Genomic DNA, 24,721 nt, shown 5'->3' on the forward strand with positions numbered 1-24,721 from the left:
GGAAGTCCCGGGTTCCTTCCCAAATCGCGCTGCCGCGGCGCCTGACACGTACGAAAGCTCACAAGGTGGGCACATGCAAACTGGCGGCATAGTTCTCTCTGAGGTAAAATGTGGGTAGCGTCGGTCGCCATCCCGACCGACACTCTTGGATGGAGCCCTCACGCGCGAAAAGGCGGCTCGTCGAGGTGAAGCGATGTTGACGAAGGACCCGCTGGGAGCGGCCGAGCAGATCGTCATCTTGGAGGAGTTGGCCTCCTCGGTGCGGCATGACCTGCGTAACCGTCTAGGGAACATCCGCAACGCCGCATTTTGGCTGCGGCGCCGCTTCGAGGGCGTGCCCCAGGCCGAGGACCCAAGGGTGGGCACCTTCTTCTCGCTCATCGACGAAGAGGTGTTCGCCGCCGACAGTCTGCTCGAGCGGCTGCACGAACGCTTTCCGCCAGATTTTCCTCGTGAGGATGGCTTGGCCGACATCGATCCGCTGCACGCGGTCGAGCAAGCGGTGAAGTTCGTGCGCCTCGACGAAGCCGGTGCGGTTCAAGTCGTGGCTGAACACGAAGGCTCCGAGCACGTTAAGTCGGACACCTTCGTCGTGACCAAGTCCAACGCGACCAACGGCGCCGGCATCGAGAGCCTCGCCAACGGCTCCACCGTGGAATCGGCGCCGGGGGAGATCGCGGTGGTCGTGCGCGCCCTCATCGAGCTGCGCGCCAAAACGATGGACGGGGCAGGACGCATCGTCGTGCGCACGCGCCGCGAGGCCAATCGCTTGATGATCTCCGTGCCCGCGCCCGACGAGCGGCAGGGCATGTGGATCGACATCGCCAAGCGCACCGCCATGAAGTGCGGCGGTTCCCTGACCTGGGTCGAAGCCCACGGCGAGGCATGGGCGACGCTCACGTTTCCCCTGGGAGCGCGGCGTTCGCTGCTGATCGGCCTCCCGCGTCCGGCCGCCAAAGAGCCGTAGGCCCGGCTTAGATGCCTTGACGGGCGCGGCGAAGGCAGAAAGATTGCGCCCATGTACACAGTGCGTGACTTCGGCGACATGATCGCCGACCGCGTGCGCATGGGCGCCTACGAAGAGGCCCTCCGTCAGTCGGTGAAGCCAGGCAGTGTCGTCGTCGACCTCGGTGCTGCGACGGGCATCTTCACGTTGCTTGCATGCCGCTTCGGTGCGCGAAAGGTTTATGCCATCGAGCCCAACGCCGCCATCGATGTGGCACGCGCCCTCGTGCGCGACAATGGCTTTCGAGACCGCGTCGAGATCATCCCGAAGATGTCCACGGTGGCGCACCTTCCCGAGAAGGCCGATGTCATCGTCTCCGACGTGCGCGGCGTGCTCCCCACCTTCATGTCGAGCCTCGCCACGATCATCGACGCACGCTCGCGTTGGTTGAAGCCCGGGGGAGTCCTGCTTCCGAAGCGCGACGAGCTGCGTGCCGGCGTCGTGGAAGTGCCTTCGCTGTACGAGAGCCTCCTTCGTCCGTGGGGGCGGGAGTACCACTACGGCTTCGACGCGTCGGCCGGTGCGGCGGCGGTTCTGTCCCGTTGGGTGGCGATTCGGGAGAACGAGATCGTCGAACCGCAGCTTCTCACCGAGCCCGAAACGTGGGCCACCATCGATTACGAGCGTGTGACCGAGCACGGGGTGCGCGGGCGTGTGGCATTGCGCGCGGCGCGTGCGGGCACGGGCCATGGCCTCGCGGTCTGGTTCGATGCGACGCTGCTCGAGGGCATCCATTTTTCGAATCGCCCGGGGAGTTCCGGCATCCACGGCCGCGCGTTCTTTCCCTGGCCCTCGGCCGTCGCACTCGAGGAAGGGACGCCGATCGAGGTGCAGCTGTCCGCTGTACCTACTGAAGATGACTACGTATTCTCTTGGAATACGAAGATCGGCGGTGCGTCCCCGCAGGAGTTCCGGCAGACGGACTTCTTCGCCCACCTCCGCATGGATGAACTCATCCGAGCGGACGATCCCCGGCCGCGAAAGCTCTCCCCGCAGGGGCTTCACACCTTGCGGGCCTTGGAGTGGTTGCACGCCGGGGCATCGCGCGACGAGGTGGCTGCGAGACTGACGGAAGCCTTCCCGGAGCAGTTTCCGTCCCACGAGGCCGCCCTGCTCGCCATTCGGGCGCTCTTGCGGAAGTACACGTGACGGCCACTTTCCGCATGAGGCATCTTTTACGCCATCGGCATGCGGGGGCCGCTCTCTCGCATTGCGCGATGCGCCGAGCCGTGCTTTTGTCCGCACGAGCCGGTTCGTCCTTTGTTGCAGCCCGCGGCCGACTTGCCGACTTGCTTGGTGAACTTTCGCCGGGGGCCTCGCATCGTATGCGGGACAAGGCCCGGGACCGAGGGAACGAATGGAAATCGAACGACGAGCTTCGACTGGATCGGCGGACTTCGGACAAGCTTCTGACGCTTCGGGCGAGAACCGTGTGGCGCAGGGCGCTATTCAGGTCGAGGTCGGGGTCGAGCGTCGCGCCTACGTGCCGCCCCAGCTTCGGCACCTCGGTTCGGTGCGCCAACTCACGCTGGGCCCGACGGGCAACAACGGCGACGGCCCGGGCCAGTTCCAGACGGGCGGCGGCATGATGGGCATGGGAATGTCCTCGCGCGAGGTGAAGGAAGAGATCGCGTACTTGGATGACGTCGCCCGCAAGCATCTGGCCGATGAGGTCATGGCGTTGCGTCTTGCCAACTACCGTTATCGGGAGGGCGTCGCGACGCCGTACCCCACGGACCACCGCTGCCTGGGCATCATCGTCGAGGATACGGCCGCGGACGCTCCCTTCGTCGTCGAGCGCAAGCAGGTGGATATCTACGGATTCGCTTCCGCCATTTTGGCCGCGCTCCAGGAGCAGCAGCAGACGATTGCGCGGCTCGAGCGTCAGCTCGCCGAGCTTGGCGAGGCGAAACGAGCCAAGGGCGACTGATTTCGTTGGAGAGCGACTCGATCTCCGTCTCGCGGACGCCCGCCGGGCGAGTGCTGTCATACGATCGGGACGTGCTGTTCGAGCGGCGTGGGCTCTCCGTGCCGACATTTTACGCAACGGAGGACGGCCGGGTGCTTGCCTCCCGCTCCCTCGCCGCACTGGCTGGGAGCCTTCGCCGCCGGCCGAGGCTGAATGCCGACCGCCTTGCGGCGATCATCTCGCTTGCCAGCGCGGAAGACGCCTCGCTGACGGTTTACGAAGGTATCCGTCGCGTGCCTTCGCATCATGCCGTTCGCGTCTGGCCCGATGGACGGCGCACCAGCGTGTTGCTCGCGCGCGCGCTGGAGCCGGCCCCCGAGATGACCGGGGAAGATGCGGCGTCCGAGCTTCGTCGCCGGCTCACCGCGGTCGTTGCACGCCGTGCGGAGGGAAAGCGCTGCATCGCCATCTTCGCGGGCGGCGGCGTCGATTCGAGCACCCTGCTGGCCACCAGCTTGGCGTGGTCGCGCGGTGCGAACGGGGCCGAGATCAAGGCCATCGCGCTCGATTTCGCAGGCCCCGGCGATGACCGCCCGTACATGCGCGATCTGGAGCGGGCGCTGGGTATCGTGCCCATTCGGGTTTCGCCTTCGCAGGCGGGGCGTTTCATGCGGCCCATGATGGCGCTCGACGGTGCGCCTTGCCCGTGGCCCAACGTGTGCGACCAAGGCTTGATGCTCGATGCGGCGGCCGCGCAAGGTGCCGACGTCGTGTGGAGCGGAGCCGGCGGCGATGATCTCTACGACGGACGCCTCGGCACCTTTCCGCAACGGGTCCTCCGCGGCGATGCGGTGCGGGCGCTCCGCGAAGCGGCATCGGTGCGCGTCCCCTGGCGCGATCCAGGATGGACCCAGGCGTGGGAGTTCGTCGTGCGTCCCTTGCTCGTGCGCAGTCTGCCCCATGCGGTGCGCCGTCTGCGGCGACGCTTTCGCGCACGCACCACGGTCGCGTGGGCCGGGCCCGTGCTGCGCGAGCACCTGGATCGGGTGACGGATCGTCCCGCGTTGGCGGAGCCCACCACGCCCTCGGCGCGGTACACGCGCTTCGTCACCTTGCCGCACCTCATGGAGTTCTTCGACTTCCGCGGCCAACTGCGCGAGGCACTCGGGATCGAGCATCTCGACCCGCTGATCGACGACGAGATGATCGCCTTCATCGCGAGCCTGCCGCCGGAACTGCTCTTCTACGGCGGACGAACGCGCGGCCTGATGCGCGCGGCCATGGAGGGCATCGTGCCCGATTCGGTAAGGCTGCGCACCGACAAGGCCCGCTTCGAACCCGCCATGACGCAGGCCGTGCGTGCCGCCGGCGGTTTCGAGGCCTTCGCCGATCTCGCCGCCGTGCCGCATCTCGCGGAGCTCGGCCTGGTCGAGCCCTCGGCATTCCGCCAGGCGTTCGATGCGCTGGCGCGTGAGCCCGAAGACTGGGGCCCCGGCTGGTTGGAGGTCTGGCCCGCGCTCGCCGTAGAGGCTTTCGTCGCCGGGCATCGCGTGGGGGACCTTCGATGAGCCGTGCTACGCTTTCGGCGATGCCTCCGGGCGAAGTCCGCTGGACGAGCGAAATTCATACCGATGGCGAGCTCCGCTTTCGACTCGGCCGCGAGGGCGACCGGCTGATCGCCGAGTGGCCAGGTATCTGTACGTTGAGGGCGGAGCGTGACGGCAGCTCGAGCGAGCTCTTGCCTGCCCCCGATGCCGATCCGGAATTGATCGACAAGCTGCACAGCGGGCTTGCGCGCGCCTTGCTCCGTCACGTATCGGGCGAGCTCACGTTGCACGCGTCGGCGGCGGCCATCGGCGGCAGGGCAATCGCGTGCGTGGGCGAGAGCCATGCGGGCAAGTCCACGGCGGTGGCCGAGCTGGTCGTGAACCATGGCGCGGAGCTCGTGTCGGACGACACTCTGGCCATCGTGCTGGGCGACCATGGCGCGGGCGTCATACCCACCGAGCCCGTATCCTGGCTTCTGCCGGAGTCGCGGCGTGCACTCGGCTTCGACGCCGACGAGACGTTCGGCAAAGTTCCGATCGCGCCCATTCGCGCGGCGCAGGGACAAGTGCCGCTCGGGGCGCTGGTGATGCTGGTCTTCGACGATGACATCGACACACCAACGCTGCGGCGTCTTCGCGGGCACGACGCCCTCGAAGGGCTCGTTCCCAGCGTGGTCCGGTTCATCCTCGACGAGCCGGAGCTCCACCGGCGCGAGCTGGAGCAACTCACACGACTGGTCTCGTGTGTACCCGTCTACGAGCTTGCGCGGCCATACCGCATCGAGCAGCTCGCGGCGGCAAGCGAAGCGCTTCGCGCGCTCGCGGAGGGCAGAGGCAAACCATGAGCATTGGGGCAGATGGACGCGTGCACGTGGGGGCCGATGTGCACGTGCGCGAATTCGACGGAGAGCTCGTGATTCTGGATCTCGCCAAAGGCGACTACTTCGGTATCAACGAAATTGGCGCACACCTTTGGCGGGGCTTGGCGAGCGGACAATCGTGTGCCGAAATTGCCAAAGAGCTCGCGCCTCGGTACGAGGCAGCGCCGGAGCGCCTGCTGGCGGATCTCGTGGCGCTTACCGATGAACTGATTGCCAAAGGCTTGGTGGAGCCAAGGATCTGATGTTGCGGGTTCGGCTCCTTCACGGCATTGCGCGAATCGCTATTCGCATTGCCAAGCCGCGCCGTGCAAAACGAATTACTGACGTGTGCGGACGGCTTCTGCCGCCATTCATGAGTTTGAGCGAGGCGCGTGATGCTGCAGCTGCACTCGACGGAGCCGGTACCTGTCTGAGCCGCGCACTCACGATTGCGGCGTGTTTGCCGTGCTCGGAGGTGGTCATCGGCGTCGACCCGAATGGCAAGACAGCCTTGCCTATTTTTGCGCATGCGTGGGTGGAAGTAAGTACTGTACCCATCCGACCGACCGACGTCCAAGGCTTGGAAATTGCGCGCCTAGGTCGTATGGCGCGCACAGCATGAACACGTAGGTGTCGCGGAGCAACGACGTTGATAGTGAAAGCGCTGCAGAGTAAGTAGGGCGCCCGCATATCGCCTTGTCACGGCGCATGCTACGTTGAGGCCACCGAGGAGAGGTCTTCATGAAGAACTTAGCTCGCATACGTTGGGTGCTTTTCTCTCTCGCAACGGGGTGTGGCGCGGCCGGAGCTTTGCTGGCTGCGTGCGGCAGCGACGACATCATCGTCCACCCGCCGCACGACGGCGGCACCGATGCCACGATCGATTCGGGTAAGGACACGGGAACCGACGCTGGCCCCGACACAGGGCCGGGCGACGGCGGGATCGATTCCACCACGAACTTCGACGCGGGGTATCCGACGCTCGAGAGATACGTCGAACAGGTCACCGAACTTTACTGCATGAAGACGGCCTTCTGCTGCGGCGGCACCGATTTCGACTACGCCAAGTGCAAGCGCGTCTTCATGGCGAAGCCGAATCCTGGCGCGGTGCTCAACAACCCCGCACAGCCGTTCCTCGATGGCGGAAAGATGAAGCTCAACATCGAGGCCGCGACGAAGTGCTACGAGGACATCAACAAGCTGACCTGCGGTGCTACCGCCGGAGCGCTTCGCAAGACCTACGACGATTGCGTCCAGGGTGCAGTGGGAACGATCCCCGAGGGACAAACGGGTTGCAAGGGCTCCCCCGAGTGCGTCCCGCCGGGCCATTGCGAGTTGGCTGACGGCGGCTTGCCCAACGGAACCACGCTGGGGACGTGCCGCGCTCCGCGGGCCACCAACGCGTTGTGCGACTTCGGGCAATACGACGAAACCGGAACGCTGCGTCCGGGCGCCGCGAACTTCTTCTACGAGCCGCAGGCGCAATGCGGAAACATGCTCAGCGGCAACCCGGGCTACTGCGCGAACGCCGACACGTATTACGGTTGGGACGAGGACGGCGGGCACGTGTGCCAGCCTCCGGCGCCTCTGGATGCGGGTTGCTACGTGCACATGGAGTGCAGCACGAGCTACTGCGACGGCGTCACCGTGGACGTGGACGCCGATACCGTCAATCCGGGCCACTGCTCCAACGATCCGCTCCTCGGTACGCAACCGTTCTGCGACAGCCTCCGGTTGAAGGATGCGGGAACGGATGCAGGCGACGGAGGCCCGTCTCTCCGTTCCGCGACGGTGGGCCAGCCGAGCGCCGTACCGCAGGAGTTTCTCCCGGCGGCATCGCACAAGCAGCATCACGGCAATCGTTAGGAAGCGTGACCATCACGGGGTGCCCGGCATTCGGGCACCCCGGTGCGGTGACATGCTGTTTCGCGCATGATGGCGGGTGGATACCGTGCAGCGTTGGTGTCGCTCGCTCGTGACGAGGCGCTCTGGGTGGGGCTCTATGCAGGGCTTCACTTCGTAGAGCGTCTCGTCCTCGTGGGAACGGCACTGTGGTTGCTCCACGGGTCCACGGTGGCGACATCGCTTTCGGCGGCGGGGCTGGCGCTGACATTCGTGGCGCGGACCTCCGCACGCGTGACCTTGCGCCGGCGCGTCCAGGCGAGGCTGCATCGACGCGCGGTGGACAAGCTGCTCGAAGGTGACCTTTTGGCCGCGAGCGCGGTCGCGGAGGCGGATACCGAGGCCGCCATCTTCGACGGGATCTGGTCCGGAACGGCCCTCGTCTCGACCGTGTTGCCCGAGCTTCTCGCGGATGCGGCGGCCTCCATTCTCGTGATCGCCGTCCTCGCGGTGGTGGAGCCGGTTCGTCTGCTCGCCATCGGCGGCCTCGTGCTGGCGTTGGCCGCGGGAGGCGTGGTGCTCTCGAACCGCATCGCGCGCCGCGAGGAGGCGCGTACGTGGGAAGCGTACGGGCCCGTGGTGGACGGCCTCGTGGCTGCGATCGGGGCGCGTTTGGAAATCGTGGCCAATGGCATGCGCGAACCGTTTTGCGCTCGGCGGCGCGCCGACTTGGAGCGGTGGGAAAGTGCCGTGTATCGGTCGACGCTGCTCATTGGCTTGGCGTCGCGGTTGCCCATGGCGGTCGCCGTGTCCGTCGTCGGTGCGGTCGTCGTGTTCGAGCGCTCGCAGGGCGGTGAGCTCACCGGGGCGATGCTCGCCCATGCCGCGTTGTTCGGCGCATCGATCCCCGCGCTGGCAAATCTCGGGCGCAACTGGCTCGATCTGACCCGGGAAGGGGTGCGCTTTGCGCCGTTTGCGGAGCTGCTTCGTGGCGCGCCGCTGCCGACGGGCCGCGGCACGTCGCATGTGGCGCTGCCGGCGCGCGTGACGTGGGAAGGCGTTGCCGTGCGCTATGCCGGCGCCGCCGAGCGGGCGCTCGACGACGTTCATCTGGAGTGGAACCCGGGGACCGTTCTCATTTTGCGCGGGCACAATGGCTCGGGGAAATCCACGCTGTTGCGGACATTGCTCGCGGTGGCCCCGCTCGAGGGGGGCACCGTTCGATGCGGCGGCGTCGACGTCGCGGAGCTCGATCTCGATGCGTGGCGCAAGAGCGTTGCGTACTTGGCCCAGCGCCCGTTTCTTCCGACGCGCGGGAGCGCTCGCGAAGCATTCGCCATCGTGGCCCCCGATGCGGTGGACGCGAGCATCGAGCGTGCGCTGTCGCGTGTGGGGCTGCTGGAGGTGCTCGCCCGCCGCGAGCCCGAGGCGCCGCTTTCGGCCGATGTCGGGGCGCTCTCCGTGGGCGAGCGTCAGCGGCTGGCGCTGGCGCGGGTGCTGGTGAACGACAAGCCTTTGGTCCTGCTGGACGAGCCCGATGCCAATTTGGATCGGGCGGGCGTCGAGCTGCTCGCGAAGGTCGTGCACGAGTTGTCGGCCGAAGGGCGCATGGTGGCCATCGCCGCGCACACCGACGAGATCATCCGGCTCGGCGATCGCGTTGTCGTGCTCGACCGCGGCCGGGTTGCGTGAACGTCATCGCTCCACCTTGGGGCACTCCCGGAGTATCGGTTGATGCTCGGGGGGCCGGAGCTCCACGGCTTCGGGCGCGCCGTACGCTGCGATGAGGGCGAAGTGTTCGTACGCGCACGGGGTCACGACGAGGTGCGTGGCACCGGACGCGCGCAGCTCCTGCCCGCGGGCAATCTGCACAGCGCGGGAGGCTTCACCCATTTGGCTCTCGAGGAAGAGATCCCACGCGCCCGGTTGCGTGACGTTCCAGCCCAGCGCCGCAACGGCCACGCAGATGGCGTTCGCCGCACCGTAGGCGGGTCGCAAGGTGAGGCGTGCGACGAGCTCGCGCGCGCCATCGATGCCGAAGGGGGCGAGGATCCACCAAATGACCACGAGCGCGCGTTCGGGATGGTGCGTGGGCGCCCCTTCCTTGGTCTCGCCGTAGACGAGGAAGAGCAAGATCGCGAGCGCCACGGTTAGCGGCAGCCACCACCGCTTTCGCATCTCCGGCGTGAACACGAAGGCCATGAGGCCGACGGCGCCGATGAGCAAGATCTCCGGGGCGCCCAGCAACGCGCGCGGGTACACGAGGAGCTTTTCCGTCAGCGGCGCGCCGGCGGCGCCCACCGCGTGCCGGTAGGCGGTGACCCGATCGAGAAAGTGCGTTGCGCTTCCGTGGGCGTGGAGGTTCCACGCCATCCACGCGATGGGACCCACCGTTGGCAAGAGCGCGACCAGTGCCGGTCGCGAAAGCCGCGGACGGGTTCGCGCGAGCGTGGCCACGGTGATCACCGCGCATGCGGGCCAAACCTCGTAGCGCGAGAGCGACGCGCAGAGGAGCACCAGCCCGATCGACGCCCTCGCCCGCGCGCTGGCCGCGATCGCGGCGGCGGCCACGAAGGCACCGGTGAATCCCTCGGGCACGGTGGCGGCGCCGAGCCAAGCATTCCACGGCGTTGCCATGGCCAATGCGACACCGCCGAGGGACGTCAGTCGATCCACGCGGGCCAGGCGCAAGGCTGCATAGACGAGCACCGCACCTACGCCGCTCAGCGCAAGGGCCACGGCCCGTGCGACGGCAAGCGTGCGCCCGAAAGCCATCATGGCTCCGCCCGTGAGCCAAAACGGGAAGGGGAGCCAGCTCGTTCCGCTGGGATCGAGCCGCGGGGCGTGGGCGAATCGCTCGGCGATGACGGTGCGTGCGAAATCGTCGTCCGAGATATGGCTCAATCCGCGGTGGACGAGCCAAAGGCCGAGCGCGACCTTCAGCACAAAAAGGAGCGCGCCGTCCAAAAAGACGGCGCGCCGCTCGTTCTTGCTCAGCAGGGAGTCTATTGCGGGCTCGACGAAGAAGACGCCGGCGTTGCCGGGGCATTGTCCGTCGGGCCGCCCGGTGCACCCGAGGCGCCGGTGGCACCGCCCGCCGGGGGCGTCTCTTCCTTCGGCGCGGCGGGCTTCTCTTCTTTCGTCCGTGCCGTGCCGCGCTCGCTCTCCTTGCGAGTCCTCTTTTCCTCCGCAGCAGCTTTCGCGCGCAGCGAGCGGTCGCCGGAGGAGGAGAGGTACGCCAGCGAAACGCTGGTGAGCATGAAGATGGCTGCGCAGATGGATGTGGCGCGGGTCAGGATGTTCCCCGCCCCGCGCCCACCGAAGACTTGCGCCGCAGCGCCACCACCGAACGCGGCACCCATGCCGCCGCCGCGCCCCTGTTGGAGCAGCACGACGAACATGAGCACCAAGCAGACGAACACGTGCACAATTTGAAGAAGGGTCTCTAAGATCGACGATTGCATGAGGTCCTACCGGTGCTCGCTCGCTCTGACCCAGGCTCGCTTTCGAGTCGTTCCTGGGAGCTTGGTGGCGTGGGGCGTCAAGGTGAGGCCCCTACCGTGCGATGGCAAGGGCTTCGGCCGCCTCCGCGATAGCACCAAATGATGCTGCATCCAAGCTCGCGCCGCCGATGAGTGCGCCGTCGACGTTCGGGCAGCCCAAAAGCGCCTTCGCGTTGTCCGGTTTGACCGACCCGCCGTACAGAACGCGGGTGCGTTGAGCCAGTGCCGGCGACTTTTCGGCCAACCAGGCCCGAATCGCCGCGTGCACTTCCTCCGCCTCGGCCGGCCCCGCGTTTTTCCCGGTGCCGATGGCCCAAACGGGTTCGTACGCGATGGCGACGGCCTTGTCGGAGGCGGCAAGAATGTCGAGGAAGGCCTCGAGCTGCCTCTTGACCACCGCCAGCGTTTTGCCGGCCTCGCGCTCCGCGAGCGTCTCGCCGACGCACACGATGGGCAGAAGCCCGTATTGGAGCGCAGCCGCCGTCTTCTCCGCGACCGTTGCGTCCGTCTCCCCGAACAGCTGGCGACGTTCGCTATGGCCGATGATGACCCAGGTGCAGCCGGCTTCGACCAACATCGGTCCGCTGATCTCCCCCGTGAAGGCGCCTTTGTCCTTCGCGTGGAGGTTCTGCGCGGCGATGGCGACCTTCTTTCCCTGGCAATCGAGCGAAACCGCACCGAGGATCGTGTACGGCGGCGAGATGACCAGGTCCGCGTGAGGCACGCGCTTCGCGATCGACACGACGTCGGCCGCGAGCGCGAGCCCGCTGTTGCCGCCGTGGAACATCTTCCAGTTCCCGGCGATGAGGGGACGTCGTTCCGGATTCACTCCGGCCTCCGGAGCACTTCGATTCCCGGGAGCTTCTTCCCCTCGATGAGCTCGAGCGAGGCGCCGCCACCCGTGGAGATGTGCCCCATTTTCTTCGCGACCGCATCGCCCGCCGCGTACACGGCTGCGGCGCTGTCGCCACCGCCGACGACGGTGAAGGCCGACGATTCAGCCAGTGCCTTGGCGATGCCGAAGGTACCCGCCGCGAACGGCTCTTTCTCGAACAAGCCCATCGGCCCGTTCCAGAACACCGTCTTGGCCTTGGCGAAGCGCTGCACGAAATCGCGCACCGAGTTCGGTCCGATATCGAGGGCCATGCCGCCCTCCGGAACCGCACCGGCGTTGACGACCGTGCCCGACGTTGCCGCCACCGACTGCGCCGTGACGACGTCGCTCGGAAGAACGAGGTCGACCTTCGCCTCGCGCGCCTTCTCGAGGATGGTGCGCGCGAGCGGCAGCTTGTCCGTCTCGATCTTCGACGCCTGCAGGTTGAGACCCTTGGCGGCGAGGAACGTGTTGGCCATGGCGCCGCCGATGAGGAGCGCGTCCACCTTCTGCAGCAGCGCATCCAGCACGGCGATCTTGTCCGACACCTTGGCGCCGCCCAGGATGGCCACGTACGGCTTGTCCGGGTTGGTCACCAGCTTGCCGAGGGCGAGGATCTCCTTCTCGAGGAGGAAGCCGCACCCGCGATCGCGGAACAGCTTGGCCATGCCGTGCACGCTGGCGTGCGCGCGGTGCACCGCACCGAACGCGTCGTCGACGTACACATCGGCCAGCGCTGCCAGCTCACGCGCGAAGCCTTCCTCGTCCTTCTCCTCCTCCGCGTGGAAGCGGAGGTTCTCGAGAAGGCACACCTGGCCCGCGCGAAGATCGTAAACGACCTTCTTCGGTGCATCGCCGATGCAGTCTTCCGGCAGGGTGACTTCCGCGCCCAGAAGGCCCGCGAGGTGCGCGGCACACGGTTCGAGCGAGAGCTTCTTCAGCTCTGCATCGGACATTTTGCCGGGCTTGGGACGGCCCAAGTGGCTCGCCAGGATGACGCGCGCGCCCCGCTCGACCGCATGCTTGATCGTGGGCAGCGCTTCGCGGATGCGCGAGTCGTCCGTGATTTTGCCGTTTTCATCCAGCGGGACGTTGAAGTCCACGCGGATGAAAACGCGCTTGTTCTCGATTTCCAGCTCGCGAATCGGCCGGATCCCCTCGAGGTAACCTTCCATGGTTCGACCTGGTGGGCTCAGAGCGACTTGCCGACGAGCTGCGTGAGCTCGATCATGCGGTTGGAGAAGCCCCACTCGTTGTCGTACCAGCTGAAGACCTTGGCGAAGCGGTCGCCCAGCACCTGGGTGACGGTCGCATCGAAGATCGACGAGTGCGGATCGCCGATGAAGTCGCTCGAGACGAGCTGCTCTTCGGTGTAGCCGAGGATGCCCTTGAGCGGGCCTTCCGCCGCAGCCTTCATCGCCGCGTGGATCGCGTCCTTGGTGAGCGTCTTCTCGGTCTCCACCGTGAGGTCGACGAGGCTCACGTCCACGGTCGGGACGCGGACGGCCTGGCCGTCGAACTTGCCCTTGAGGGCCGGAATGACCTCCGACAGGGCCTTCGCGGCGCCGGTCGAGGAGGGGATCATGTTCACGGCTGCGGCGCGGGCGCGGCGCAGGTCACCCTTGCGGTGCGGGATGTCGAGCACGGCCTGGTCGTTGGTGTACGAGTGGATCGTGGTCATCAAGCCCTGCTTGATGCCGAAGTTGTCCAAGAGGACCTTGGCCACCGGCGCGAGGCAGTTCGTGGTGCACGAGCCGCACGAGATGATGTGGTGCTTGGCCGGCTCGTACTGCTCGGTGTTGACGCCGAGGACCACCGTGAGGTCGTGGTTCTTCGCCGGGGCGCTGATGATGACCTTCTTGGCGCCCGCATCGATGTGCGCCTTGGCCTTGTCCTTGTCCGTGAAGAGGCCGGTCGACTCGAGCACGATGTCGACGCCGAGCGCCTTCCACGGGAGCTTTCCGGGCTCCTTCTCGGCGAGGATCTTCACCGTGCGGCCCGCAATCTCGAAGCCGCCCTCGACGGCCTTGGCGCGCGGCTCCGCGCGGCCATGGATGGAGTCGTAGTTGTAGAGGTGCGCAAGCGTCTTGGGGTCGGTGATGTCGTTCACAGCGACCAACTCGACGTCCTTCACGTTGCGCTCGTGGAGCGCGCGTACGATGCACCGTCCAATGCGACCGAAGCCGTTGATGCCGATCTTTACCGTCATGACGAAGCTCTCCTATTTGTCTTCGACTCGGGCTCCGACGTAGCCGGCGGTTTGCTTTAGACCGACTTTCCGCCGGAGGTTGCGTCCGAAGGCCCCGCGCAACCTACCCCCACCGCGCGGGTCGAGCAAGACCCCGCGCACGTTCCCGCACGAATATGCCGGGCCCTGCTCGTTTGGCGTTTTTTCCCTGACTTTAAAAGGGAAACGGGAGCAGGTTCTCCTGCTCCCGTTTCACATGTTTCCGTAGTTACCCTACGTCAACGGCTCTCAGGCGGATGCGGTCAGCCGGATGTGGCCGGCTTCGGGGGGCCGCCGAAGATGCTGGCGACCTTGCGCTTCTCCTTCGCCGCCTTCTCCTTCTCGGCGTAGGTCGGGATCACCACGCGCTCACGTTTCGGCAGCTCGCGACCATCGAAGACGGCGGCAATCTCTTCCGAATCGAGCGTCTCGCGCTCGATGAGGGCGTTGGCGAGGGCCTCGAGCTTGTCCTTGTGTAGGTCGAGCTGCTCGCGAACCTTCTTGTACTGATCGCCCACGATGCGTCGCACCTCTTGGTCGATCTCCACCGCGGTCTGCTCGGAGTAGTCCTGCTGGCGCGAACCGTAGTCGCGACCCAGGAAGACCTGCTCCTCGCGCTTGCCGTAGGCGAGCGGCCCGAGCTTCTCGCTCATGCCCCACTCGCAGACCATCTTGCGGGCGATGTCCGTCGCCTTCTCGATGTCGTTGCCGGCGCCGGTGGTGAGCCGTCCGAAGATGATCTCCTCGGCGATGCGGCCACCGAGGGCCACGGCGATGCTGGACTCCGCCTGCTCCTTGCTCAAGTTGTGGCGATCGTCCTTCGGCAGGTACCAAGTCACGCCCAGCGCGGGGCCGCGCGGGATGATGGTGACCTTGTGGACCGGGTCGTGGTGGTTGATGAGCACCGAGATGAGCGTGTGGCCCGCCTCGTGGATGGCGGTGTTGCGCTTCTCCTCGTCGCTGATGACCATCGAGCGACGCTCCGTGCCCATGTAGACCTTGTCCTTGGCCATCTCGAAGTCGACCATCGACACGGCGTCCTTGTCCTGACGCGCGGCGAGTAGGGCCGCCTCGTTGACCAGGTTCTCGAGATCTGCGCCGGAGAACCCAGGGGTTCCGCGGGCGATGGTCTCGAGGTCGACGTCGGGCGCGAGCGGCGTCTTCTTCGCGTGGACGCGGAGAATGGCTTCGCGGCCGCGCACGTCGGGGCGCGTGACGGTGATGCGGCGGTCGAAACGACCGGGGCGCAGAATCGCGGGGTCGAGAACGTCGGGACGGTTCGTCGCGGCGATGATGATGACGCCCTCGTTCGACTCGAAGCCGTCCATCTCCACGAGGAGCTGGTTCAGCGTCTGCTCGCGCTCGTCGTGACCGCCGCCGAGGCCTGCACCGCGGTGACGACCGACGGCGTCGATCTCGTCGATGAAGATGATGCAGGGCGCGTGCTTCTTGCCTTGCTCGAACAAGTCGCGCACGCGGCTGGCGCCGACGCCCACGAACATCTCGACGAAGTCCGAACCGGAGATGCTGAAGAAGGGAACGCCTGCCTCACCGGCGATGGCGCGCGCGAGCAGCGTCTTACCGGTGCCGGGCGGCCCGATCATCAGAACGCCCTTGGGGATGCGGCCACCGAGGCGTTGGAACTTCTTCGGGTCCTTGAGGAAGGCGATGATCTCTTCCACCTCGTCCTTCGCTTCGTCGACACCGGCGACGTCCGCGAAGGTGACCTTGTTCTGCGAGTCGCTCAGCATGCGGGCCTTGGCTTTGCCAAAGCTCATCGCCTTGCCGCCACCCGCTTGGAGCTGGCGCATGAAGAGGAAGAACATCACGCCGATGAAGAGCATCGGCAGCAGCGTGATGAGGGTGCTCGACCAGAAGGGCGAGGCATCTTCCTTCTCGAAGGCGATCTTCGGCGCCGGGGCTTCCTTCGAATCGGGCTTCAAGGTGTTGAGCAACGCTTCGTCGGCGAGCGGGCCGACGGTCTCCTTCGTCACCGTCGCTTTCGCGTCACCGGTGTGAACGCGGAAGATGTACTCGCGTTCTTTGATCTTGATGTCGTCGACGTGGCCGGCGTGAACCTCATTGAGGAACTCGCTGAAGGCGACGGGTTGCTTCCTGTCTGCGGGGCTCAAAAACTGCCAGATCGCCAAGAACATGAGGATCAGCAGCACCCACAGCAGCAGCGTTTTATGCGATTGCTTCACGTTTTTACCTCGGGGGCCGGCCAGGAAAAGAGTCCTTTAACGAGTACCATCGAACCAGGGGCGCATCCATACGGGGAAGAGCGTATGTGATCAGTCTTTAGGGGCGGGACGCCTTAGTGGCCTTGTGGAAGCAGTTTCCGATAAGGTTGCCTCAGCGGTCTCGGACCAAACGTGCGTCCGATCCGCCATGGCGACAAGGCCTCCAGGCAGTTGGATGCGTGCCGTGCCCGATTGGGTCCTGCGGAGTTCGGCGAGAGCGAGCTGTGTCGCACGCGGCAACGGATACGCGTGACCTCGTGCGTTCGCTCCTTCGCTGCAAGGAGCGAGCTCGTCGGCCAAGCTGCACAAATGCTCGACGATTTTGGGGCTCAAGGTGCGAAGAAGAGGAAGCACTTCGTGCCGCACACGCGCTCGTGCGAAGCGTGGGTTCGCGTTCGAAGGGTCATTCGCAAACGAGATGACGTGACGCGTCACATGCGCGTCAATCGCCGCGCGGCTGGCCCGAATGAGGGGACGAATCCGCGGTAATTTCGCGTCGTTCGTCGCGGGAGCCTTGGCCGGGAGCACGGCGAGACCCGCGGCGTGCGACCCTTGGAGCAGGCGAAGAAGAAATGTTTCTGCGCGGTCCTCTGCGTGGTGCGCGGTCGCGATGACGGATGCGCCAAACGCCGCGGCGGCATCCTCCAGCGCGAGGTAGCGAGCGTCGCGCGCGCGTGCCTGCAAATTGCCGCCCGGCGCGACATCGACCGAGGTGCGCCGAAACGGGACACCGAGCTCGCGTGCGAAGGATTCGCTCAAATCGAGCTCACGCGCGGCGTCCGGTCGCAGGCCATGATCGACGCCGAAGGCGAAGAGTCGGTAGGCGGTTTTTTTCGCGAGAAGACTCATCACGTGCAGAAGAGCCATCGAGTCGCGCCCGCCGCTCACCGCGAGAAGAACCGCGTCGCCGGGCGTGAGGAGCGATTCCTCGACGATGGTGCGGCGCGCGATGGTGAGCAAGGTCGGCGGGTGCGAGGGGCGGCTCATCGGAGCTCGAATTCCTTGCAGAAAGTGATCTCGATCTGCGCAGATTCAAGCTGGTCACGGCGTGGACCGGGCGGGTAGCCGTGTGCACATCGACCCGGCGGGCCTGGGTCGAAGTGGACGCAGTCCTCGCAGGCGAAGCGAAAGGCGAAGCGCTCGGCCTCCTGCAACAAGCGCGCGTCGAGCTTCGTCTTCATCGCACCCGCTCGAGCAGAACCACGGTTTCGAGATGGCTCGTCTGGGGAAACAGCTCGAAGGCCTCGATGGTGCGCGGCCGGTAGAGCGGCGACAGCGTGTGCAGATCGCGTCCGAGGGTCGCCAGATCGCACGACACATAGAGGAGGAAGCGCGGCGGATGTCGAAGGCCGGCCACCTGCTCGCACACGGCGCGGGCGCCTGTCCGCGGGGGATCGAGGACGAGAAGGTGCAGCGACTTGGGAAGTGCGTACGTGCTGGCGTCGGCCTCGACGACCTTGGTGCCCTCGAGGGCGCGGTCGCGCAAGTTCACCTGGGCCGCACGGCACGCACCGGCGTGCGACTCGACGGCCACGACTTGGCCGTGCCGCGCCAGGAGCACCGTGAAGTTGCCCGCGCCGGCGTAGAGCTCGACGATGTGTGCATTCTGCACGGAGGAGACCACGCTCTCGGCGAGCTCGCCCACGCGGCGGGCCAAGAGGAGGTTGCCCTCCTCCGAGGCCTGGGCGAAGCCGCCGACGGCGAGTTGAAGCGGCGTTCCATCGGCGCCGGTCATCCAGGGCGTGGGATCGCCGATGACAGCCGGTCGCGTGGCCTCGCCGCACACGATGCTGACGCCCCGCAAGCTGGTCTCGCCGCCCTGGCTGAGCGCGCGCTCGAAGCGCGCGTACACCTCTGCGGGAAGGGGCCCGCTCCAGCGCACCGCGAGCACGTGGCCGCGCTCGCCCTCGTTTTCGCAGGGCGGGCCCAGCGCGATTTCCACGTCGCCGGTGCCGTGGGCGCGCTCGAACTGCGCCTCGAGCTCGAGCCGCGCGCGCTCGATGGTCGGGTGGAGCACGGCGCAGGCGTCGACCTCGATGGGCTCATGGCTCGAGGGCGCGTGCATCCCGACGATGGCGCGCCCGCCCGATGCACGCACGTGCACCCGCGCTCGCGTGCGGTAGCGCAGGGCGGTCGTGGCGCGCACGGACTCCACGGGATGCTCGCGCCACGCCTCGGGAAGCACGGCGCGAAGGTGCTCCACGTGGATGCGCGTCTGCGCATCGCTTGCAATCTGCATCCAATTGCAGCCGCCACATCGCAGCGTGTGCGGGCACGCTGGCTCGACGCGATCGGGCCCTGCGCCCACCACGTTGCGCAGGTTCCCGCGCGCCGGACGCGAGCGAAAGTCGACGAGGGCCTCGATGCGATCGCCGGGGGCGGCCCCGCGCACGAACACCGCGCGGCGTTCGCCCTGGTGCGTGACGATGGCGACGCCGTCCCCGCCGGGCGCGACCTCGGCGATCTCGAGCGTCATGTCGTTCGAAGGCCGCGGTTTTTCCTTACGGGGTCGGGACATCGTCGCCGTTCATAGCGCGCGCCCTACCTGCATGCCAACACGGCATAGCCGCCCGTGGGATCGTGCTCGGTCAGGGTGCGGGCCGTGGCCCAAACCACCGCGACCCGTGTATCGGTGGCGGCGATGGCAATACGCCCATCGCGGACCTGGGCGAGCGCGGGCACGCGCGGGTTGAGTGCGAGCTGCTCTTCCCGCAGGAAAACGGGCGTGTCCGTGGCCATCTGGTCGTAGGCCACGATGGTGATGGCGCCGGGCTGCTCCACCGCGAAAAAGGCGTGCGCTTTGTTGTATGCGACGTCGGCGAACGAGACCTTGCCGAGCGCCTCCGTGTTGAAGCCGTCCTCGACGGTGGGGACGTTCTTGCCCAAATCGAAGACGCGAAACACGACCGATCGCCCGGCCGTGTTGCCATTGCTGGCCACGACGAGCCGCGTTCCCTGCAGGGCCATCGAGCCCCAGGTTCCCGGCATTTCATACGGCTGCGGAAGGCCACCCACGTTGCCACCGGCGACCATTTGAAGGCGAAGCACACCTTCCTTGCCCGCATCGGCGCCTGCGTCGGGCGCGCCCGAGCCCGGTGCCGCGGACAGGACGGCGGTGGCCGCGTTGCTCGTGGCGACCCACGCATCGGTGTGCGGTGCCGCACCTCCGATGGAGACCGGCGTGCTCGGGGCGAACTGCACGTCGCTGGTGGTGCTCAGCAAGGCCTGACCATCCTTGAGGCCCGCGACGTAGAAGTCATTGCCCGTCGGCGTCTTGGCCATGGCGTGCGCTGCGGAAAGGGATAGCCGCGCACTGGCGACGAACGACCCGGTCTCCTTGCCTTGCTTGGTGATCGCGCCCGCAGCATCGACGGCGAAAAGATCGAACCCTGCCTTGCCATTGCAGAGCGCGCGCGCCATCACGGCCAGCCCGCGGTCCTTCTCGTACGCGAGACCGACGGCGTCGGCCTCCTCGCCGTTGTTGCATCGATCGGGCAGATCCTGCGTGACGAGCGTGCCCAAGCCTCCACCCGTGTCGATGGGCGCGAACGTGAGGCGCGAGCGGCCCTGGATGGCGTCGTACTCGCGGTACGCGACGAGGAAGCCTTTTTCCGTGGGCACGATGGCCGGGTAGCTCACGATGGTCCCGGCGGTGCCCAGCGGATTGCCCAACGGGCCTGCGCCGACGAGCTCGAGCGAGCAGCCCGCCCCGACGCTCGGCTGATCGTTGTCCGTGGACGGGGTGCACTGCGCATTCGTGCACACGGTGCCTTCGCCGCACGCGCCCGAGGGCGTGTCCTTGGCCTTCAGCGTGATGGACACCTCGTTGGCATCGCCCACGTCGAGGGAGGTGCAGCCCGTGGCGAGCACGGTGCAGTCGTCCTTCTTGGCCACGGCGGCAAAGGCGTACGCACCCCGCGGGAGATCTCCTATCGCGGGAGGGCTTTTGGTTCCGCCGCGGAAGGCTACGCGGGCGCGGGTGCCCGTCGTGGGCACACCCGCGGAGAGCTGGGCCGCCGATGGGCAAGCCGCATCCGCAAAGACGCCAATCTCGTACCACGTGGCTTGATCGCGAACGCCGTCCGGCACATGGAGCGTGAACGAGAGCTCCGGCTTGCCATTGCATGCCGTATCGGCGACCAACGCGAGCGGCCAGGCCGCAAGAAAGAAGAGCCCGTGAGGACGGCGCACGGCTTTCTGGATAGCACGCCGCCGCGTCACCTTTACGGGGACATCGTCACTTGCTGGATATTCAGCTCGTCGGCCGAAATGCTGACCTTTTGGGTCTTCGTTACAGGAGGGTTCAACGTTTTGAGTGTCAAACGATGTTCGCCCACGGAGACGGATTGCCGGTAGAGGGGCGAAGAACCGAGAAGCTTGCCGTTGTCGTAAACCTCGTCGCACTGCGTGGGCTTGCAGATGATGGTCAAAAGGCCCGTGCGCTCGGATTTCTTCTCGGCCGGGCCGCTGCCGCGCGGGATTTCGACGGGGCCCGTCTCCTTGGGCTCCTTGCTGCTGCGCGAGGAAGACGAGGTGTTCTTGGCCGTCGCGGTGGCGGGTGGGGTCGCCGTTGCACTCGCCGACGGTGCGGCCGGCGTGACCGCGGGGGGCTCCGGAGGAGGGGCGGGGGGCTTGTCGTCCGCCGGCGGCAACGCCGTGACGGAGGTTTGCGGTGCGATGGCCGCAGCAAAGGCATCGCGCGCACCTCCGAAGGGCCCTGCGCTCGTCGAGGCGGCCGGCGACTTCTCCACCTTGGCCTCGGGCTTCTCGGTGAGCGTGCCCGAGAGAAGCAGGTAAATCGCACCGACGAAGAGAAGCGCGAGGAGGCCCGACCCGAGCGCGACGACCCACATCGGGATGCCCTGCTTCAGCGAGCGTGCCGTCATGGTGCGGTTGTCGAGATCCGGCGGCAGCAGCATGGGGCTCTGCCCCGTCGTTGCCGCCGGTATGCCCACCGACGCGTTCCAGCGCGGATCCGGTGCGGGCGCCAGCGGGCTGGCCATGAATGGATTGGGCTGCGCCGGCGCCGCCCCAGGCCCGGCTTGGGGGGCCGCTCCTGGCCGCAGATGGGCGAACTCGTTCGCGACGTTGTTCGGCACCGGCAGAGGAGCGAACGGCGAGGGAATGGGGACCGGCACCGCCTCCATTGCCAAGGTGTGCACCTCGGCGGGGGGCGGAGGAGGAAACGGCTCCACGGGCCGCCCTGCCGCCGGCAATGGCACAGCGGGCTTTTGACCCGTGTTGTTGAGCGGAGGTGCTCCCTGCGGTGTCGCCGCCCCCTTCTCTCGTGAAGCGTCCCGCGGGGCCTCGCGGCTCATGCTGGCGGCGCCCTCTTTGCCCTTGGCCACGAGCGTGTCGTCGTTGTCGTCGAAGTCCTCGCCGCCGTGGTAGCCGAAGTCGGGCAGCGAACCCTGGAGCGTCGGACCGTCGTCGTACGGCCGCACGCCCGTGGGCGGCGTCTCCAGCGACGGCGTCTCCTGGCTTCGCAGCATCGGCTGATCGCCGCGCCTCGGTGCGAGGGCAGGCATACCGGCGGCGGGCCTCGGCGTCGGCAGGCGCGCATTCGGGGGCGCGGCCGCCTTCGCGTCAGGGTGGAAAGGCATTTCGCGCCCCGCGCTCGGCCAGCCCGGATCCACCGGGTGCGTGATGGCCTCGGTGGCGCGGAGCCCCTCGACGTTGATGGTCTGCGTGACCTCCGCGGCCCAGCGCAGGTGCGCCTCGCGCTTTTGAATGCGCTCGGCGAAGATCGACTGCACGTAGCTCGCGACCTCGTCGCTCGCGATGAAGAGCCCGCGCCGCATCAGCAGCGATTGCAGCGCCCGCGAGAGCTCGCGCGCGGTTTTGTAGCGCTCGTTGCGGTTGCGCGCGAGCACCTTCATGACGATCTTCTCGAGGTCGATCGGGTAGCCGCGCACCAACGTGCTCGGGCGCGGCACGTTGCACTCCTGGACCTTCGCCAAGGTGTCCAGGTCATTGTCCATGCGGAAAAGACGCTGCCCGGTGGTCAGCTCCCAGAGCACAACGCCGAGCGCGAACAAGTCCGTGCGGCGGTCGATTGGCTCGCCGTGCACCTGCTCCGGCGACATGTACGCGAGCTTGCCCTTGAGCGTGCCCGCGCGCGTGTTGGAAATGCGCGAGGCGAACTTCGCGATGCCGAAGTCCACGACCTTGGTCGTCCCGTCGTAGGTGACGAACAGGTTGTGCGGCGTCACGTCGCGGTGCACGAGCTGCAGCTTCTCGCCGTTCTTTCCCACCAATTCGTGCGCGGCGTGCAATCCCTCGGCGGCATCGGCGATGACGCGGCAGGCGATTTCCGGCGGCATGGGCGTGCCGATTTCCTCGGTGCGGCGCATCAACTCGCGCAGCGGCTCGCCGTGCAGGTACTCCATCGCGATCCAGTAGCAGTCCTCGTGCTTGCCCAGCTCGAAGACGGTGGCCACGTTGGAGTGCGAGATGCGCGCGACGATGCGTGCTTCGTCGAGGAACATCTGGACGAAGGATTCGTCCTCGAGCAAGTGCGCGTGGATCTTCTTGATGGCGACCCACTTCTGGAAGCCACCCAGACCATCCATGCGCGCGAGGTGCACGGTGGCCATGCCGCCGATGCCGATTTCGTCGACGACGCGGTATCGGCCCAGAAAATACGTGCCCGCGCGTGGTTCCGTGGACGAGCCGCTGCCGCCACCGCCCGAGGAGGCGCTACCAGTGATGTCGGGGCGGTGGACGCGATCTTGGGGCAACGTCTGGGATCTCCTTCACCGGATGGCTTGAACTTGGACGGGAGCGACGGTGACGTCGTCCGAAGGTCGGAGGAGGAAGTACGCGCCTGCACCCGCGCCTGCGAGTACGGCGCCGCCGATGATGTACGGCCAGGGGCTGGACCAGAAGCCCCCGCTCTTCGAATCGTGGTCGTCTTTGGTGGCCGGCGCGGCGCTCACACGGAACGCGGACGACTTCGCCGATTCGTTCGTCAGCGGCGGTGGCACCGAGGCGATGGGCAGTGGCGTGGGGCCTTGGGTTTCCGTCTCCACGCGCACGTTCGATTCGCTCGAGACCCACTCGTTGCCCCGGGCATCGAGCCCGCTCACGCGCACCAAGAGTGCGGCGCCGTCGGTGGCGATGCGGCCCGGCACGTCGAAGGCGACGTGCGCGCTCGCCGCTTGCTCGGTCCTGTACGACGACGTTGCGCTGTCGCCGACGGCGAGCACCACCCGGGTGATGGGCGACTGCGAGCCTACCAGCGAGACCTCGACCCGAAACGGGCGGCCCACCCCCACGTCGGCAGGGGCCTCCGCCTGTAGAGTGACGGGCTGCGATCGCTGCCGGCGTGCGGTGTCCGCGATCAGCGTGGCCTTTTTGCCGGCCTCCGAGGGAACCTTGAACGATGGATCGAGCGTGGCGGCGATGCGGAAGGCTGCGAGGGCGCGATCGCGCTTGCCGAGGACTGCGCGTGCGGCGCCCAAGTAGACGTGTGCCTTGAGTACGTCCTTGCGGGGTAGGCCGCCTTGTTCGAGGGCCTCCGCGAACTGCTGCTCGGCGACGTCGAAGTCACCGCGTCCCCACGCGGCCTGTGCGTGCTCGAAGGCGGGCCCGCCGCGCGGCGGGTCGGCGTTCCGGATCCGTTCCGAGGCGGCGCCGCCACCGGGACCGCCGGCGGACTGAGCGTAGAGGGGTTCGCCGGTCCCGAGCAGACAGACCGCAAGGACCGCTCCCGCGCCGCGCGCAAAGAACGTCTGAAAATCTCGCACGATTGAAATCTCTAGGGCGAAGGTTATCGATCCCGCCCCAAGCGCGCAAGGCTAGGAAAAACGCCAAAATACCAGCGCGACCCGAGAGAGAGGCTCGCTTGTGCTACGGAAACGGCTGCCCGGGACGCCCGCGCTCGAAGTAGAAGCGGAAATTCCCGGTGAGATGACCGCGGCAGCGGGGCGGGGGACCCAGGCCTCCTGGGCAGATTTCCCGAGGATCGACGAGGTACACGTCGAACCGTCCCTCGCTCAGGCGCTGGGCGGCGTTCGTCTCCTCCGGCACGGCGTTGTACAGGTGGTCGAATGTGATTGTGCTGTAGCCAACCCTGGGAGGCGTCGAGGTACCGCCATCGCCGCCGTCGGCACCCGCGTCCCCACCAGCACCCGCATCGGCACCGGGAGGGGATGCGCTGCCTTGGCACGGGCCGATGAAGGGCTCCCCGCTGTCGATGGCGTCGCAGGTCCCGTTGGCGTTGAGGCTCGCCGCGGAGACCGCGTGCAGGGCCACGTTCTGCGTGCGGCAAGTGCGCTGCAAGTACAAGGTGAGGTGCACCAGGCCGGGATCCGGATCGGGCGTGATGGGAACGCCCGGCGGAAAGACGCCCACCGGGAGCGAGACCTTGAGCGGCTGGCCGAGGCGTGAGGGCAGGCCATTGTCGCCGCGGATGGCGTGCACGTCGTCGACGAGGATCATGATGCCGTCGCTGAACGTCTCGAAGTCGCCGCCGTGTTGGATGCGCAGCTGCACGCTGTCGCGGTACGGGACACCCGCGTAGAAGTCCGGCGCGAGCCGGAAGTCGCCCGACCAGCAATTGGGGACGTTGAGTGTGCCCCCGATGCTTCCTTCGCCGTCGCCCAGCGAGCCGCATGCGGGAACGAGCACGGCGCCCAACAACGCGGTGGCGACGATGGCGGGAGCGAGTCCGCGCGTGAGGCCCATGCCTCGCATCCTAGCGCCCATT

General features: G+C 67.0%; 21 protein-coding genes. 8 read left to right on the top strand and 13 right to left on the bottom strand.

Annotation, left to right across the window (positions count from 1 at the left end):
* Positions 1-193 precede the first annotated feature (193 nt).
* The 8 genes from LZC95_12830 (at position 194) to LZC95_12865 (ending at position 8,856) form a co-directional block, all read left to right on the top strand.
* The gene (locus tag LZC95_12830; GenBank protein WXA97715.1) at positions 194-967 is read left to right on the top strand and encodes a hypothetical protein; all 774 of its coding nucleotides are present in this window, start codon (positions 194-196) and stop codon (positions 965-967) included.
* 51 nt (positions 968-1,018) lie between these two features.
* Positions 1,019-2,155, top strand: coding sequence for a 50S ribosomal protein L11 methyltransferase (locus LZC95_12835; GenBank protein WXA97716.1), 1,137 nt, complete (start codon positions 1,019-1,021; stop codon positions 2,153-2,155).
* A gap of 208 nt (positions 2,156-2,363) precedes the next feature.
* Positions 2,364-2,936: a hypothetical protein gene (locus LZC95_12840; protein ID WXA97717.1), complete on the top strand. Its 573-nt coding sequence runs from the start codon at positions 2,364-2,366 to the stop codon at positions 2,934-2,936.
* Between the two features lie 98 nt (positions 2,937-3,034).
* Complete coding sequence (locus tag LZC95_12845) at positions 3,035-4,483, top strand: asparagine synthase C-terminal domain-containing protein (GenBank protein WXA97718.1); 1,449 nt, start codon at positions 3,035-3,037, stop codon at positions 4,481-4,483.
* Complete coding sequence (locus LZC95_12850; protein ID WXA97719.1) at positions 4,480-5,307, top strand: ATP-binding protein; 828 nt, start codon at positions 4,480-4,482, stop codon at positions 5,305-5,307. Before LZC95_12845 ends, LZC95_12850 begins: the two co-directional genes overlap by 4 nt.
* Positions 5,304-5,585: a PqqD family protein gene (locus tag LZC95_12855; GenBank protein ID WXA97720.1), complete on the top strand. Its 282-nt coding sequence runs from the start codon at positions 5,304-5,306 to the stop codon at positions 5,583-5,585. The genes LZC95_12850 and LZC95_12855 overlap by 4 nt, the downstream gene beginning before the upstream one ends.
* Positions 5,586-6,063: 478 nt before the next feature.
* Entirely contained in the window at positions 6,064-7,188 is a 1,125-nt protein-coding gene (locus LZC95_12860) for a hypothetical protein (GenBank protein ID WXA97721.1), read from the top strand.
* Between the two features lie 66 nt (positions 7,189-7,254).
* Positions 7,255-8,856 carry an ATP-binding cassette domain-containing protein gene (locus LZC95_12865; protein ID WXA97722.1) on the top strand — a complete coding sequence of 534 codons (1,602 nt, stop codon included), beginning with the start codon at positions 7,255-7,257 and terminating at the stop codon, positions 8,854-8,856.
* A gap of 3 nt (positions 8,857-8,859) precedes the next feature.
* Here LZC95_12865 and LZC95_12870 read toward each other — a convergent pair whose 3' ends face one another.
* The 13 genes from LZC95_12870 to LZC95_12930 all read right to left on the bottom strand — a co-directional run bounded on the left by LZC95_12870 (position 8,860) and on the right by LZC95_12930 (position 24,699).
* The gene (locus LZC95_12870) at positions 8,860-10,110 is read right to left on the bottom strand and encodes a hypothetical protein (GenBank protein WXA97723.1); all 1,251 of its coding nucleotides are present in this window, start codon (positions 10,108-10,110) and stop codon (positions 8,860-8,862) included.
* A 59-nt stretch (positions 10,111-10,169) separates the two neighbouring features.
* Positions 10,170-10,628 (bottom strand): preprotein translocase subunit SecG, encoded by a 459-nt coding sequence (gene secG, locus LZC95_12875; protein ID WXA97724.1) that lies wholly within the window; start codon positions 10,626-10,628, stop codon positions 10,170-10,172.
* Between the two features lie 91 nt (positions 10,629-10,719).
* The gene (gene tpiA, locus LZC95_12880) at positions 10,720-11,496 is read right to left on the bottom strand and encodes a triose-phosphate isomerase (GenBank protein ID WXA97725.1); all 777 of its coding nucleotides are present in this window, start codon (positions 11,494-11,496) and stop codon (positions 10,720-10,722) included.
* On the bottom strand, positions 11,493-12,716 hold the full coding sequence (locus tag LZC95_12885) for a phosphoglycerate kinase (GenBank protein WXA97726.1): 1,224 nt from the start codon (positions 12,714-12,716) through the stop codon (positions 11,493-11,495). Before LZC95_12885 ends, tpiA begins: the two co-directional genes overlap by 4 nt.
* Before the next feature lie 17 nt (positions 12,717-12,733).
* A complete protein-coding gene (gene gap / locus LZC95_12890) occupies positions 12,734-13,750 on the bottom strand; it encodes a type I glyceraldehyde-3-phosphate dehydrogenase (protein ID WXA97727.1) in 1,017 nt (338 codons plus the stop codon).
* A gap of 281 nt (positions 13,751-14,031) precedes the next feature.
* Positions 14,032-15,972, bottom strand: coding sequence for an ATP-dependent zinc metalloprotease FtsH (gene ftsH / locus LZC95_12895; GenBank protein WXA97728.1), 1,941 nt, complete (start codon positions 15,970-15,972; stop codon positions 14,032-14,034).
* A 90-nt stretch (positions 15,973-16,062) separates the two neighbouring features.
* Positions 16,063-16,998 carry a tRNA lysidine(34) synthetase TilS gene (tilS, locus tag LZC95_12900; protein WXA97729.1) on the bottom strand — a complete coding sequence of 312 codons (936 nt, stop codon included), beginning with the start codon at positions 16,996-16,998 and terminating at the stop codon, positions 16,063-16,065.
* Positions 16,995-17,192: a hypothetical protein gene (locus LZC95_12905; GenBank protein WXA97730.1), complete on the bottom strand. Its 198-nt coding sequence runs from the start codon at positions 17,190-17,192 to the stop codon at positions 16,995-16,997. Before LZC95_12905 ends, tilS begins: the two co-directional genes overlap by 4 nt.
* Positions 17,189-18,529 (bottom strand): methyltransferase, encoded by a 1,341-nt coding sequence (locus LZC95_12910; GenBank protein ID WXA97731.1) that lies wholly within the window; start codon positions 18,527-18,529, stop codon positions 17,189-17,191. The genes LZC95_12905 and LZC95_12910 overlap by 4 nt, the downstream gene beginning before the upstream one ends.
* A 23-nt stretch (positions 18,530-18,552) precedes the next feature.
* Positions 18,553-20,202, bottom strand: a complete 1,650-nt coding sequence (locus LZC95_12915) for a hypothetical protein (GenBank protein ID WXA97732.1) — start codon at positions 20,200-20,202, stop codon at positions 18,553-18,555.
* A 32-nt stretch (positions 20,203-20,234) separates the two neighbouring features.
* On the bottom strand, positions 20,235-22,751 hold the full coding sequence (locus LZC95_12920) for a protein kinase (protein WXA97733.1): 2,517 nt from the start codon (positions 22,749-22,751) through the stop codon (positions 20,235-20,237).
* A 15-nt stretch (positions 22,752-22,766) separates the two neighbouring features.
* The gene (locus tag LZC95_12925; GenBank protein WXA97734.1) at positions 22,767-23,759 is read right to left on the bottom strand and encodes a hypothetical protein; all 993 of its coding nucleotides are present in this window, start codon (positions 23,757-23,759) and stop codon (positions 22,767-22,769) included.
* A gap of 103 nt (positions 23,760-23,862) precedes the next feature.
* Positions 23,863-24,699, bottom strand: a complete 837-nt coding sequence (locus LZC95_12930; protein ID WXA97735.1) for a hypothetical protein — start codon at positions 24,697-24,699, stop codon at positions 23,863-23,865.
* Positions 24,700-24,721: the final 22 nt, after the last annotated feature.

This window comes from Sorangiineae bacterium MSr12523, assembly GCA_037157775.1.
In the GTDB taxonomy this organism is placed as follows: Bacteria; Myxococcota_A; Polyangia; order Polyangiales; family Polyangiaceae; genus Pendulispora; species Pendulispora brunnea.